The 13,629-nt window shown below is 70.6% G+C and carries 13 protein-coding genes; 9 read left to right on the forward strand and 4 right to left on the reverse strand.

What is annotated here, in order from left to right; genetic code table 11:
• Nucleotides 1–71 precede the first annotated feature (71 nt).
• Nucleotides 72–704, forward strand: a complete 633-nt coding sequence (locus AB0L65_RS23080; protein ID WP_355200259.1) for a response regulator — start codon at nt 72–74, stop codon at nt 702–704.
• Between the two features lie 14 nt (nt 705–718).
• Here the strand turns inward: AB0L65_RS23080 and AB0L65_RS23085 are convergent, their stop codons facing one another.
• Both AB0L65_RS23085 and AB0L65_RS23090 read right to left on the reverse strand, forming a co-directional pair.
• Nucleotides 719–1,207, reverse strand: coding sequence for a flavin reductase (locus AB0L65_RS23085; RefSeq protein WP_355375479.1), 489 nt, complete (start codon nt 1,205–1,207; stop codon nt 719–721).
• A 95-nt stretch (nt 1,208–1,302) separates the two neighbouring features.
• Nucleotides 1,303–2,772: an ATP-binding protein gene (locus tag AB0L65_RS23090; RefSeq protein WP_364248594.1), complete on the reverse strand. Its 1,470-nt coding sequence runs from the start codon at nt 2,770–2,772 to the stop codon at nt 1,303–1,305.
• Nucleotides 2,773–2,907: 135 nt separating this feature from the next.
• Here AB0L65_RS23090 and AB0L65_RS23095 point away from each other — a divergent pair, with 135 nt between their 5' ends.
• Nucleotides 2,908–4,038, forward strand: coding sequence for an acyl-CoA dehydrogenase family protein (locus tag AB0L65_RS23095; protein ID WP_364248596.1), 1,131 nt, complete (start codon nt 2,908–2,910; stop codon nt 4,036–4,038).
• Here AB0L65_RS23095 and AB0L65_RS23100 read toward each other — a convergent pair whose 3' ends face one another.
• Complete coding sequence (locus AB0L65_RS23100; protein WP_364248598.1) at nt 4,039–5,292, reverse strand: amidohydrolase; 1,254 nt, start codon at nt 5,290–5,292, stop codon at nt 4,039–4,041.
• 48 nt (nt 5,293–5,340) lie between these two features.
• The gene (locus tag AB0L65_RS23105; RefSeq protein WP_364248600.1) at nt 5,341–6,435 is read right to left on the reverse strand and encodes an Lrp/AsnC family transcriptional regulator; all 1,095 of its coding nucleotides are present in this window, start codon (nt 6,433–6,435) and stop codon (nt 5,341–5,343) included.
• Nucleotides 6,436–6,725: 290 nt separating this feature from the next.
• On the opposite strand from AB0L65_RS23105, the gene AB0L65_RS23110 reads away from it, so the two are divergent.
• From AB0L65_RS23110 to AB0L65_RS23140, 7 genes are all read left to right on the forward strand, one after another.
• The gene (locus AB0L65_RS23110; protein ID WP_364248602.1) at nt 6,726–8,231 is read left to right on the forward strand and encodes an ABC transporter substrate-binding protein; all 1,506 of its coding nucleotides are present in this window, start codon (nt 6,726–6,728) and stop codon (nt 8,229–8,231) included.
• 5 nt (nt 8,232–8,236) lie between these two features.
• Nucleotides 8,237–9,253, forward strand: a complete 1,017-nt coding sequence (locus AB0L65_RS23115; RefSeq protein WP_364248604.1) for an ABC transporter permease — start codon at nt 8,237–8,239, stop codon at nt 9,251–9,253.
• Nucleotides 9,240–10,925, forward strand: a complete 1,686-nt coding sequence (locus AB0L65_RS23120; RefSeq protein WP_364248606.1) for a dipeptide/oligopeptide/nickel ABC transporter permease/ATP-binding protein — start codon at nt 9,240–9,242, stop codon at nt 10,923–10,925. The genes AB0L65_RS23115 and AB0L65_RS23120 overlap by 14 nt, the downstream gene beginning before the upstream one ends.
• The gene (locus tag AB0L65_RS23125; RefSeq protein WP_364248608.1) at nt 10,918–11,724 is read left to right on the forward strand and encodes an ABC transporter ATP-binding protein; all 807 of its coding nucleotides are present in this window, start codon (nt 10,918–10,920) and stop codon (nt 11,722–11,724) included. The genes AB0L65_RS23120 and AB0L65_RS23125 overlap by 8 nt, the downstream gene beginning before the upstream one ends.
• Nucleotides 11,721–12,968 (forward strand): amidohydrolase family protein, encoded by a 1,248-nt coding sequence (locus tag AB0L65_RS23130; protein WP_364248610.1) that lies wholly within the window; start codon nt 11,721–11,723, stop codon nt 12,966–12,968. The genes AB0L65_RS23125 and AB0L65_RS23130 overlap by 4 nt, the downstream gene beginning before the upstream one ends.
• Nucleotides 12,969–13,107: 139 nt before the next feature.
• Nucleotides 13,108–13,239 carry a hypothetical protein gene (locus AB0L65_RS23135; RefSeq protein ID WP_364248612.1) on the forward strand — a complete coding sequence of 44 codons (132 nt, stop codon included), beginning with the start codon at nt 13,108–13,110 and terminating at the stop codon, nt 13,237–13,239.
• Nucleotides 13,240–13,364: 125 nt separating this feature from the next.
• Complete coding sequence (locus AB0L65_RS23140; RefSeq protein WP_364248614.1) at nt 13,365–13,589, forward strand: hypothetical protein; 225 nt, start codon at nt 13,365–13,367, stop codon at nt 13,587–13,589.
• Nucleotides 13,590–13,629 lie beyond the last annotated feature (40 nt).

A 13,629-nucleotide genomic window follows, 5' to 3' on the forward strand; every position in this document is an offset into this window, starting at 1 on the left:
GAACCGGCGGGATTGCCCCGATCCGGCGGGCTGCGCATAGTACGAGCACGTGGCCTGCGGAGGACGGGAAGATGAGCGGTACTGAATCGGCCCTGGCAGGCCCGGTGGTGCACATCGTCGACGACGACCATGACCTGAGGCGCTCGCTCGTCTTTCTCTTCGAGAGCGTCGGGGTCCAGGCGCTCACCTATCCCGACGCCGCGACGTTCCTGGCCGAGTACGACGCCGCCGAGCCCGCCGTGCTGATCGTGGACGTGCGGATGCCCGGCCTGAGCGGGTTCGAGCTGCAGGAACGGCTGCTCGGGCTCGGCTATCCCGCCCCGATCATCTTCTGCTCCGCCCATGGTGACATCGCGATGTCGGTACGGGCCCTGCGGCAGGGGGCGGTCAACTTCCTGGAGAAGCCGTACAAGCCGCAGCAGATGCTCGACGTCGTCCAGGAACAGCTGCGGGAGGCCGAGCGGCGCTTCCGCGAGCACGCCGACCGGCGGGCCGTCGGCGAGCGGGTCGAGTCGCTCACCACGCGGGAGCGCGAGGTGCTCAGGCTGGTCGTGGACGGCCTGCCCAGCCAGCTCATCGCCCGCCGGCTCGGCACCAGCGTCAAGACCGTCGACGTGCACCGGGCCCGGATCAAGGCCAAGACCGGCGCGGACAGCCTGGGCGCGCTGGTCCGCGACGTCCTCCAGTGCCGGATCGAGCTCTGACGAGCCCGGCGGCGTCAGGCGGTGAGGCTGTGGAAGCGGCGCTGGAAGTAGACCAGGGCGCCGCTGTCCAGGCGTGAGGTGACCGCGTCGATCTCGACGAAGGCCACCGTGTGCGAGCCCTGCCGGCGCCTGGTGACGATCCGCCCGACGACCGAGGCGAGCGCGTCGCGCAGCACCGGCACGCCGTAGGTGCCGAAGTCCCAGGAGCCCGCGCCGAACCGCTCGGAGGTCGGCACGTTCGTCGCGCCGGCGAAGTGCATCGCCAGCTCCTCCTGGTCGGTGCCGAGCACGTTCACGCAGACGCGCCCGTTGGCCATGACGATGTCGTGCGAGCTGCTGGAGCGGTTGACGCAGACCAGCATGGTCGGCGGGGAGTCGGTGACCGAGCACGCCGCGCTCACGGTCACCCCGGCCCGGCCGTGCCGGCCATCGGTGGTGACGACGTTGACGGCGGCGGACAGGTTCGCCATCGCGGCACGGAAACGGCGCTGCGCCTCGGTCACGGCTGCCTCCTGGAAGTGATCGGCTGCCTCCGAAGCTAGGCCGCGACCGCCGGCGCCGAAATCGAGACTTCATCCACGCCGGCTGAGGATTTCCCCTACGCGCCGGCAGGCTGCTCGGGCTCGGCGAGCGGCAGCGTGAACCCGAACCGGGACCCGCCCTCCGCCCTTCTCTCCGCCCGGATCGTGCCGTGCTGGCGGGTGATGATCCGGTGGCTGAGCGCCAGGCCGATCCCGCTGCCGTGCTCCTTGGACGTGAACGACTCCGCGAACGGGTCACGCGGCAGCCCCCGGCCCCGGTCGTCGACGGTGAAGGTGCCGTCGGCGGCGGTGGCCACGTCGATCCGTTTCGGAGCCGTAGGCGACTGCCCCATCTCGTCGACGGCATTGAAGCAGAGGTTGAGCACCACCTGGCCGGTCAGCACCCGTTCGCAGCGCACCAGGACCGGTTCGGGGGCGAGCCGGACCCGGACTTCGACCCCGAGCGGCGCCGCCCGCAGCCGCACGAAGTAGAGGCACTCCTCGACGACCTCGTTGAGGTCGGCCACCTGCTCCACCTGCTCCAGATGGCCGACGAAGGCACGCACCGAGCTGACGATCGCCGCGGCGCGTTCGATCTGGCTGACCGCGCTGGCGACGCCCTGGGCCAGCCCGCCGGCCTCCGGCAGCCGGGCGGCCCGGGTGTGCACGCCGGCCAGGAAGTTGGCGGCGGCGGCCAGCGGCTGCCCGAGCTCGTGGGCGATCGCCATCGCCATGTCGCCCATGGCGTTGTAGCGGGCCAGGTAGTTCTCCCGGTGCAGCTCCCGGGCCCGGCGGACCTGGTCCTGGACCCGGTCGGAGACGTCGTGCAGGATCATCAGCAGCGCGGTGGCGTCCTCCTCCCGCAGCCGCTCCAGCGAGCCCTCCAGCCACACGCGGCCCGCCTCCAGCTGGACGGGGGTGACCGGGGTGGCGCGGGCGAGGACGTCCGCCCAGCTCGCGTCGCGACCGTCGAGCCGCAGCCGCGCGAACGCCGTCAAGGGCCGCATCGGCCCGTCCACCGGAGCTCCGATCGCGGTGAGCGCGGTGTCGGTCGCGAACCTGATAGTGCCGGTCTCGTCCAGCATCAGGGCGAGGGTGGAGGTGTAGTGGGCCAGCGCGTCCACGTACGACGTGGTGAGCCGCAGCTCGCGCTCCACCCGCTGCTCCCGCTCGATGTCGCGGAACTGCACCATCACCGCCGGCCCCTGCGCGAGCTCGACCCGCACCGCGAGCGCGTCCGTCGGGATCACCCGGCCGGACTTGGAGCGGTAGTGCCACTCGATCCGGCTGGCGCCCTTCTCGACGGCGTCCTGCAGCCAGGCCCGGCCGATCACCCGGTCGTACTGCTGCGCCGAGCTGCTCATGTGGTCGGCCTTGAGCGGCCGGATCTCGCTCAGGCCGAACTCCAGCAGCTCGCAGGCGGCCGGGTTGGCCCACAGGATGTTCTTGGTCGCCGCGTCGTGGATGAGGACGCACATCCGGGAGGCGTTCATCATCGCGACGAAGTCCGCGGCGACGAGCTCGGGAGCCCGCGGATCTACTCGCATCGACACAGGGTAGGTCACCCGGGGTGGGGCCGGGGATGAAGATATCCCCTACGTCAAGGTGAGGAAATGACGACTGACGGGCGCAAGCGTTCTTCCTAACCTCGGATCACACCGTCAGACCCATGAGGAGCAAGGATGGCGCAGGACGATCCCGCCGCGTTCGACGCGATGCTGGCCGAGCTGGCCGAGCGTCGCCAGGAGTTCCGCGAGCAGCGCTACGTCCCCAGAGACTTCGTCGAGCGGCTCAAGCGGCTCGGCCTGTACCGTTGCGCGACGCCGGAGCGGTTCGGCGGCGAGACGATGGCGCCCGCCGAGTTCCTGAAGAAGATCGAGCGGATCTCGGCCGTCGACGGCTCCACCGGCTGGGTCGCGAGCTTCGGCTCCCAGCTGGTCTACCTGGGCTCGCTGCCGCTGGAGACCCAGGCCAAGCTGTACGCCGGCGGCCCCGACGTCGTCTTCGCCGGGGCGCTGTTCCCGATCCAGCAGGCCACCCCGACGGAGCGCGGCTTCCTCGTCAACGGCCGGTGGAAGTTCGCCAGCGGCTGCATGGCCGCCGACATCATCTGCGTCGGCATCCCCGGCGACGACCTGACCTCGGGCAAGCCGCGCGGGGCGCTGGTACGTCCGGAACGCCTGGAGATCGTGCAGAACTGGGACGTCGTCGGCATGCGCGGCACCGGCTCCTTCGACCTGATCGCCGAGGACGTCGAGGTCGACCGGGAGTGGACCTTCATCCGCGGCGGGGAGCCGGTGGTCGACGAGCCGCTCTACCGCTACCCGGCGATCACGTACGTCGCCCAGTCGCTCTCCGTGGTCTCCGCCGGGGTAGCCCGGGCCGCCCTCGACTTCGCCGAGGGGGTCGGCAGCGGCCGGGGCAGCATCACCGGCGCCCCCAAGCTCGCCGACCGCGCCTACTACCGCGCCGGCATCGCCGAGGCCGAGGCCATGCTGCGCTCCGCCCGCGCCTACTTCTACGAGGCCGCCGACGAGGCCTGGCAGACGCTCGTCGCCGGCGGCCTGGTCAGCGACGAGCAGAACGCGCACCTGCGGCTGTCCGCCGCCCACCTCGCCCGGACCGCGTCAGAGGTGGTCCACAAGGTCGTCTCGCTGTCCGGCACCGCCGCGATCTACCAGGACCACCCGCTGCCCGCCCTGCTCGGCGACGCGCTGGTGCCGCAGGAGCACGCCTTCCTCAGCCCGGCGATGTACGACGCCGCGGGCGCCGTACTCATGGGCCTGCCGCCCACCGTCCCCGCCTTCAGGTGATCATCCCTGGCGGATCAGCGATTCGAGGAGGTCGATCCCGAGCGGGATCGACTCCTCGGCCACGTCGAAGCCCGCGCTGTGGTGCGGGCCCGGGCTGCCGCCTCCGATCATCAGGTACGCGCCCTTGCCGTCGCGCCGCTGGACGTGCCGGATGAGCAGGTTGGCGTCGTCGCTGCCGGCGAACGCCTGGGTCCTGATCACCTCCACGACGCCGGGGTGCGCTCCGGCCACGTCCACGATGCGGTCGACCAGGTCGTCGTCGGGTGTCACGGTGGCGGAGCGGCCCGTCACGACCAGCGCCGCCTCGACGTCCTGCGTGCGGGCGGCGCCGTCCACGATGGACCGGATCCGGTCGACCAGCTCGTCCACGACCTCGTCGTCGGTGGCGCGCGCCTCGCAGGTCATCACGGCCGAGGCCGGGACGATGTTGACACCGTCACCGGCGACGAGCGTGCCGACGTTGAGCCGGGTGTCCGCGGACCCGTAGCGGGGGAGCGCCATGATCGCCAGCGTGGCCATGGCGGCGGCGAGCAGCGCGTTGCGCCCCGACTCGGGCGAGCCGGCGGCATGGGAGGCCCGGCCCGTGAAGTCGACCTTCAGCTTGCGGGTCGCCATGCCGCCGGTGAAGCTGCCCACGACGTGGCCGACGCCCAGTTCGCCCGCCATGTGCACGGCGAGCATGATGTCGATGTCGTCGGCCACCCCGGCGTCGATCATCGTCTGCGCTCCGCGTACGCCCTCCTCGGCAGGCTGGAACAGCACTCTCAGTGAGCCCGCGAAGTCGCGGTCGGCGAGGCGGTGCAGCAGGCCCACGCCAATGGTGGCGTTCGCGTCGTGGCCGCAGGCGTGCATCGCGCCGTTCGCCGCCGCGAAGCCGTTCGCGGCCGGGAAATGGGCCGGATCGGCGGACTCCCGGATCGGCAGCGCGTCGATGTCGGCGCGCAGGCCCCATCGGGGCCCCGGCCGGACGCCGGCCAGGTCGACGACCAGCGCGGTGCCGTTCTCCTGGAAATACCGGGCCTGCTCCGGCGGGATGCCGGAATCGACGGCGCGGGCCGCCCATTCGGCGAGCGTGCGCGGCGACGGGTAGTTCACGACGGGGGAGAGGTCGTGGGCGTCCTTTCCGGTCAGGACGGTCACCGGCAGGTCTTCGACGGCCCGCGCTATCCGGGCCGCCGTCCCGATCTCCACGAATGCGGGTTCCGGATTGCGGTGCAGTTCTCGCCGGAATGCCCTGAGCTCCTCGATGTCCACACGACCTCTTTCTCTGCGCACTGATCAACGGCCGGGCGGTCGTTTCGCTCAGGCTAGGAAAGGCGCCGCGAATGAACGTCGATCGGCGTTGATCCCGCATGAAACATCGGATTTTCGAGCCGAGCCCGCACGAAGCTGGTCGTCGAACACCGGCTGGCCGCCGACGGGCACGTAACGCAGGCGCCGGCTGTCGAGATCGAGAATGTAGCCCGTGCGCTTGGCGATCCTCGGCACGATCCACCTGTCCTTGACCAGCAGCTTCGGGAACATCGACGACAGCCTGCCCTCGATCTCGTCCAGCTCCTGCAGGTTGCGCAGCCACAGGAAGACCGCGAGGTTGGCCTCACCGGTCACCGAGGCGCACAGCCGCACGTGGCAGAGCAGCCGCAGCGAGGCGATGAGGCGTTCCAGGTCGGGGTGTTTGACGTCGAGCCACAGCACCGCCGCCGCCGACCAGCCCAGGAGGGTGTGCGCGAAGTCGACGCGCCATCTGACCCAGTTCGCCGCGAGCAGCGCGTCGATGTCCCGGGAGATGACCGAGATCGAGCGGCCCAGCTGCCGCTGCATGTCGGCGGCGGTGCGGCGGACGTCCGTGCTGAGCGCCGCGATGACGTCGAGGTGGGCGGGCTTGCGGTGCTCGGGCGGCTCGGACGGCCGCAGCAGGTGCAACGCGCGCGCCTGCTCGTCGGAGAGCGCGTTGAGCCGCCAGCCCGACCCTTCCAGGAAGATCCTGCGCAGGTAGTGGGTACGGGTGCCGACGATGCCGGGGACGCCGGAGATGCGCTCGTCGATGTAGCGGTCCATGGAGAGGAGGGTGGGCATCGAGATCATGACATAGAGGTCGCGGGCGCCCGACGTGCAGTGCACGCTGATGATGGGTCCCTGCCGGCTGAGCTCGGCGATCACGTCGCCACGCTGGCCGGGCGCGCATCGGATCTCGACCAGGGCCGAGATCTCCTGCTGGCCGGTGCGCGGCTCGCACTCGAAGCAGCTCGTCCACACCTGCCGCTGCTGGGTGAGGGCCGACCAGCGGCGCGAGATCGTCGAAGGGTCCACCCGGAGGATCCTCCCGAGTTGGACCCACGGGACCCGGGGATGGATCTGGAGCGCGTTGATGATCTGGAAGTCCAGCCCGTCGACCATGCGCCTCATCCTGCACGGACACGCCTCATCTGCCCATGAGGATGTATCGCCTGCCGGACCGCCGCGTAGGATCGGCTCACAGCAACACGGTCACGTGCAGGAAGCCGTAACGCGAGGGAAACCTCCGGCGAAGCCCGCGGGAAAGATCGTGCGCCCGGGCCGCGATATCACGCAATTCCGTGCGCTCTGCGTCACGGAAGACCTGGATTCGGCAGGCGACACCTAGGCTCGGCGCCATTCATTCTCGCGAGTGCGCTGGAGGATCAGTGTTTCGCAATTCCATTCTCGCGATGGCGCTCGTGGCGGGCCTGGCCGGATGCGGTGTCGCCGAAGGGGCGACCGACACCATCAACATGTCGCTGAACACCGATCCGGCGACCTTCGACCCGGCGCTGGCCAAGGGCGGCGACGATTTCGGCATGGCCCGGCTGCTGTTCGACACGCTGGTGCGCAAGGACTCGGGCAACTCCCTCGTCGGCGGCATCGCGTCCGCCTGGCAGGCGGAGGACGCCGCGCATTACACGTTCACCATCCGCGGCGGGCTGACCTGTTCGGACGGCAAGCCGATCACTCCGTCGGTGGTGGCCGCCTCGCTGACGCGGTTCGCGGCGAAGGAGACGGGTTCCTCGGGCCGCACGCTGGCGCTGGGATCGGGCACGGCGACGTTCACCGCCGACGACAAGACGAACACGGTGAAGGCGGCCCTGTCCGTCCCGTGGTCCGACTTCCTCACCGGGCTGACGCTGCCGCAGGCCGGGATCGTGTGCCCGGCGGGCCTGAGCGACCTCAAGGGACTCGCCGCCGGGAAGGCCGCCGGGGCGTTCTCCGGCCCGTACACGCTGACCTCGTCCCAGGCGGCGGTGTCCTACGAGTTGACGCTGCGCGACGGCTACGCGGGCTGGCCGGCGTTCGCCAAGCCCCTGGAAGGCGTGCCCGCCAAGCAGCTGAACCTCACGCCGATCACCGACTACGCGACCATCGCCACCCAGCTGCTGGCCGGCAGCCTGGACGTCGGCGTGGTCTCCGACGAGAACGTGGCCCGGTTCGACGGCAACACCCGGTTCTCCACGTCGAGCGCCTCCAACACCACGACGTACCTGCTGTTCAACGAGCGTCCGGGAACGGCCTTCGCCGACCGGCCCGAGCTGCGCGCCGCGGTGGCCCAGGCCGTCGATCCGCAGGCGTTCAGCGACATCATCAGCGGCAAGCGGGGCAGCACGATCCTGTCCGTCGGCTCGGCCAAGCTCCCCTGCGTGAACACCGACCGGTCGCTGCTGGTCCCGCAGGACTCCGGCGCCGCCGCCAAGACCCTGGCCGGGGTCCGCGTCCGCATCGTCGGCACGACCCTGCTGCAGGGCGGCAACGACTACATCGGCGAGGCGCTGCGCAACGCCGGCGCGAACGTCACCGTCAGCTCCCTCGACAACGCCAACTGGGCCACGGTGACCACGGCCGGCGGCTCGGACTGGGACATCAACGTCCAGGGCGACAACAACCAGCTGGGCACCCTCACCTCCTCCCTGCTCCGGGTGATGGGCCCGGTGACCGAGAAGGGCGGCCGCAACAAGACGGGATCGGTCAACGAGAAGGGGTACGGCTTCGTCACCCAGGCCATGAGCGTGACCGACAGCGGCGGACAGTGCGCCGCCCTCCAGTCCGCGCAGAAGTCGTTCCTCCAGCGGGTCGACGCGATCCCGCTGTCGACCCTGCCCACGACCACCGTCGTCGCCGACGGATTCGCCATCCGGACCTTCGACGACTACCTCGACCCCGCCACCCTGCGCATCCTCAAGTAGCCGACATGACCTCTCTTTCCACGTCTGGTCCGAGCGCCCGGTCGCGGGGTTCCTCCGCCTGGCTCGGTTTCGCCGTGCGGCGGCTCACCAGCCTTGTCGTGATCTTCGTCGCGCTGCTGGTCGTGTCGTTCCTCATCGTCCAGCTCATTCCCGGTGACCCGGCGGTCGGCGTCGCCGGGGCCAACGCCGATCTCGCCGACGTCCAGCGCGTCCGGACCGAGCTGGGGCTCGACCGGCCGATCTGGGAACGATTCCTCGTCTACGCGGGCGGCGTCTTCTCCGGGGACCTCGGCACGTCGTTCATGTACCGGCAGCCGGTGGAGACGATCATCATGAACCGTCTCCCCTTCACCGCCACCATCGCGGTGACGGGAATCGTCGTCGTCCTGCTGGTCGCCGTACCGCTCGGCATGGTCATCGGCGTCCTCACGCGCGGCGGCCGGCGCAGGTGGCTGGACGCCGCCTTCGGGGTGGTCACCGGATTCCTCGACTCGATCCCCGGCTACATCATGGCGTCGTTCCTGGTCGTGATGTTCGCCCTCGGCATCGGGCTGGTGCCGCTCTTCCCGCCGGCCTACGCACCCCGCTTCGGGGCCGCGTCGTTCGTGCTTCCGGTCGCGGCGATCGTGATCGGCCCGATCTGCACCATCTCCCGGGTCGTCCGCCGCGAGACGGCGGTCGTACTCGACACCGACTACATGCGGACGGCCCGCGGCTGGCGGCTGCCCACCTTCCGGCGCCACGTCCGATGGGCGCTGCCGAACCTGCTCACCACCACGCTCACCCTGAGCGGCCTGATCCTGACCGGCATGATCGGCGGCGCGATCATCATCGAGTCGGTGTTCGCACTGCCCGGCCTGGGCAGCGGCATCATCAAGGCCATCCTCGACCGCGACTATCCGGTCATCCAGGGCATGGTGCTGGTCATCGGCATGATCGCGGCACTCGTCAACCTCCTCGTCGACGTCCTGCTCGGGCTGATCGACCAGCGGACCCTCGGAGGGTCGCATGTCTCCGCGTAGCCGGCCGCGCCGCCGCAACCCCGGGCTCGTGCTCGGCCTGGCCCTGCTGAGCGGCATCGTGCTGATCGCCATAGTGGCCCCGATCCTGTTCACGGAGCGGGCGGCCGTACTGGGCCCGCGGTTCGCCGCGCCCTCGTCCGGGCACTGGCTCGGCACCGACGCGGCCGGCCACGACGTCCTGCTGCGCAGCCTGGTCGCCACCCGCCTCACCCTGCTGATGACCGTGGGCGCGACGGCCATGTCGGTCGTCTTCGGCGTCGTCCTGGGCACCGGCGTCTGGCTCGTGCGGCCCCGCGTCAGGGAGGTCTGCCTGCGCGTCATCGACGCGATGGTGGCCTTCCCCGGGCTCCTGCTCGCGCTCGTCGTGGCGGCCGTGCTCGGAGCGGGCGGCTCCTCGGCGGTGATCGCGATCGGCCTGTCCGGCATCCCCTACTTCGCGCGCCTCACCGCGAACCTCGCCGCGAAGGTCTCGCAGCAGGAGTACGTGTCGACCGCGGGCCTCCTGGGTGTGAGCCGCGCCCGGATCGCGATCAGGCACATGCTGCCGAACATGGCCGAGCCGCTGCTCGTGCTGACGGCCTCGACGTTCGCGGCCACGCTCACGGCCATCTCCGCGCTGTCGTTCGTGGGCCTCGGCGTCCAGTCGCCCTCCTACGACTGGGGCAAGCTCCTGAACGAGGCCCTGCCCTCGCTCCTGGCCGACCGGCCCTTCCAGATGGTCGGCCCGGCCTGCCTCATCGTCCTGACCGGGCTGGGGGCGGTCCTGATCGGCGACGGCCTCGCGGCGGCGGCGAACCCGCGCGGGCACACGGTGCCGGGCCGGACCGGAACACCCCCGGCCGCCGCGCAGGAGGCGACGAGCGACCGGCTCGCCGACGTCCGCGACCTGTGGATCCACGCCGGCGACACGCCGCTGGTCAAGGGCATCTCCTTCGGCATCGGGCGGGGCGAGATCGTCGGCATCGTGGGGGAGAGCGGATCGGGCAAGACCCTCACCGCGATGTCGCTCGCGCGGCTGCTGCCGGACGGCCTGACCTCGACGGCGAGCCGCATGGCGGTCGGCGACCTGGACCTGCGCCGGCCCGTCCCGCCGGCCCTCCTGGCGGAGGCCGTCAGCCTGATCTACCAGGACCCGGGCTCGACGTTCAACCCCGCGCTGCGCATGGGCACCCAGCTCACGGAGGTGCTGCGCACCCACAAGCGCCTCGGCGGGCGTGAGGCCGCGCAGCGCATCCTCGAGGCGCTCCGGGTGGTCCGCCTGACCAGGCCCGAGCAGCGCATGAAGCAGCATCCGCACGAGCTCTCGGGCGGCATGCGGCAGCGGGCCATGATCGCCGCCGCGCTGGCCGTCGAGCCGCGCCTGATCATCGCGGACGAGCCGACCACGGCCCTGGACGTCACCGTCCAGGCGGAGATCCTGCGCGAGCTCAAGCGCGTCAACCGCGAGTTCGGCGCCTCGATCATGTTCATCTCGCACGACATCGGGGTGGTCCGCGCGCTGTGCGACCGCGTCCTCGTGATGTACCGCGGCGAGATCGTCGAGGAGGTCGCCGCGGGGGAGCTCACCGTGGAGACCGCCCGCCACCCGTACACGAGGGCCCTGCTGGAGGCCACCCCCGACATCGACGCGTCGTGGACCCCGCCGCGCACGAAGGAGCACTCGCATGGATGAGGAGACGGCCGTCGAGGTACGCGACCTCGAGGTGGGCTACGGGTGGGGCAAGAACGCGACGCGCGTCCTGCACGGCATCACCCTGGACGTCGCCCGGGGCCGTACGGTCGGCATCGTCGGCGAGTCGGGATCGGGGAAGTCGACGCTGGCCAAGGCGCTGGTCGGGCTCGTCCGGCCGACCGCGGGGAGCGTCAGGATCGGCGGCGTCCCCATCACCTCCGCGCGGGGCGCGGGCCGTCGGGCGCTGCGGCGCAAGGTCCAGATGATCCCGCAGGACCCGTACTCGTCGCTCGACCCCAGGCGCACGATCGGCGAGGCACTCGCCGAGGCCGTGGACCCGCGCCGGGCGGACGTGCGGCGGCACCGGGACGAGATCGTCCAGTGGCTCGAGGCCGTCAGGATGCCGGCCGACACCATCGACCGCTACCCCCACGAGTGCTCCGGCGGGCAGCGGCAGCGGGTCGCGATCGCCCGAGGGCTGATGATCGGGCCCGAGGTGGTGATCGCCGACGAGATCACCTCCGCGCTCGACGTCTCGGTCCAGGCGGAGATCCTCCACCTGCTCGCCAAGCTGCGCCGCGAACTCAACCTGACCATGCTCTTCATCTCGCACAACCTCGCCGTCGTCCGGCACGTGAGCGACGAGGTCGTGGTGCTCTACCACGGTGACGTCGTCGAGCACGCCCCGGCCGCGGACCTCTACCGGAGTCCGCGGCACGAGTACACCCGCACCCTGCTCGACTCCGTACCGGGCGCCCCAGGCTTCGACATCGAACCCCGTCAGAAGGACTCCGCTTGACCACCCATGGAAAGCTCCGCCTCGCCAACGTCAGGATCATCAACGGCACCGGCGCGTCGCCCGTCGAGGACGGCGTCCTCGACGTGACCCCGGACGGCGTCATCGCGTTCGCCGGCCCGGCGGCCGAGGCCCCGGAGGTCGACGGCGCCGACGTACGCGATCTGCGCGGCAGGACGCTCCTGCCCGGATTTATCGACTGCCACGTGCATATGGGCTTCTCCCTGGGGAACGGCCCCTTCCACGCCCTCCAGAACGACCCCGCCCTGACCGTCCTCGAGTCCGCCGCGCGGCTCCGGGCGACCCTCGAGGCCGGCGTCACCAGCGCGCGCGACCTCGGCGGGCTGTCCTCGGGCTTCCGCGAGGCGATCGAGCGCGGGCTGATCCCGGGCCCGCGGCTGAAGCTCGCGGTGAGCCCGATCAGCCACACGGCCGGGCACGGGGACATGCACCTGTACGGCGGGACGATCGCGCCCACCGTGCCCGAGCTGATCGAGATCGCCGACACCGTGGACGAGGTCCGCAAGGCGACGCGCCGGGTGCTGCGCCAGGGAGCCGACCTCGTCAAGATCTGCACGACCGGCGGCATGGGGAGCAGGCACGACCACCCCGACGACGAGGGCCTGCGCCTGGACGAGGTGCGGGCCATCGCCGACGAGCTCGACCGGCACGGCGGCAAGCCCATCGCCGCGCACGCGCAGGGACGCAAGGGGATCCTGACCGCCCTCCGGGGCGGGGTGACCAGCGTCGAGCACGGGTACGGCATCGACGACGAAGGACTCGACCTCCTGGAGGAGCGCGGCGCCTTCCTCGTGCCGACGCTGTCGACCGTGTTCGCGATCAACAAGGAGACGATGCAGCCGTACCACTACGCCAAGAAGGTGAAGTGGTCCGAGATCACCAAGAGGAACATCGGCCACGCGATCGCGCGCGGAGCCAGGATCGCGCTGGGCACGGACGCCGGCGTGTGCCCGCACGGGCAGAACCTGCGCGAGCTCGGGCATCTCGTCGAGCTCGGCATGTCCCCGATGGCCGCCATCGTCGCCGGGACCCGGACCGCCGCCGAGCTGCTCGGCATCTCCGGCGAGGTGGGCACGCTGGAGGCGGGCAAGCTCGCCGACCTCGTGGTCACCGACGCCGACCCGCTGCGGGACATCCACGCGCTGGCCGACCCGGGGCACATCGAGATGGTCATGAAGGCGGGCGCCATCGTCAAGGACCTCGGCCTGGTACGCACTGGCCCGTAGGCCGGGTTCAGTCCGATGCCCCCGCTCATCGCTCCGGTGGGCAGGGGGCCCTTGGGCGCGTCTGCCGATCGCCACGGCGGCCGCGTCGTGACTGCTGCCCCAGTCGGGTTCTGACTCAGTCGTGGAGCAGAGCCGTGTCATGAACACTCAAACACGAACAGCTCCGAACCCCGCCAAGAAATACGTGGTCGTCCCGATCGTCATCGCGAACAAGCAGGCCAGGTCGAAGGCCGAGAAATTCCACCTCTACCTGCAGTTTTCTCCTGCGTGACGTAATCGTCACCGGCTGACCTCGTCGGCGCCGGCGAGTCTGACCCACGATTGTTTCCGGCCCGCCCGGTGTTGCCCTAAGATCGCTTTGTGTTTGATACTCCCACCTTATTAGTCGGCGCCTTCATGGCGATCTTCATCTCGTTTTGGATCTTCTTCATTGTCAAGGCGACCCAGGCGTTCCGCCAGCGCCGTGTCCTCAAATACACCGATGCCATCAGGGCCACCGAAATCACCGGACGCGTGCGCCAGCTCAAGGTACGCGGACGCGAGGAAGAAGCAATCCAGCTCGTTCAGGAAGAATTGGCAATGCCTCCCGGGGTGGCCCGATCCTGGGTGAAGTGCATCTAGGGCGAGTCGGCCTCGCCTCAGCGCGTGATCGACGCCATGA

Source organism: Nonomuraea sp. NPDC052116 (assembly GCF_040680035.1).
GTDB classification, from domain to species: Bacteria; Actinomycetota; Actinomycetes; order Streptosporangiales; family Streptosporangiaceae; genus Nonomuraea; species Nonomuraea angiospora_A.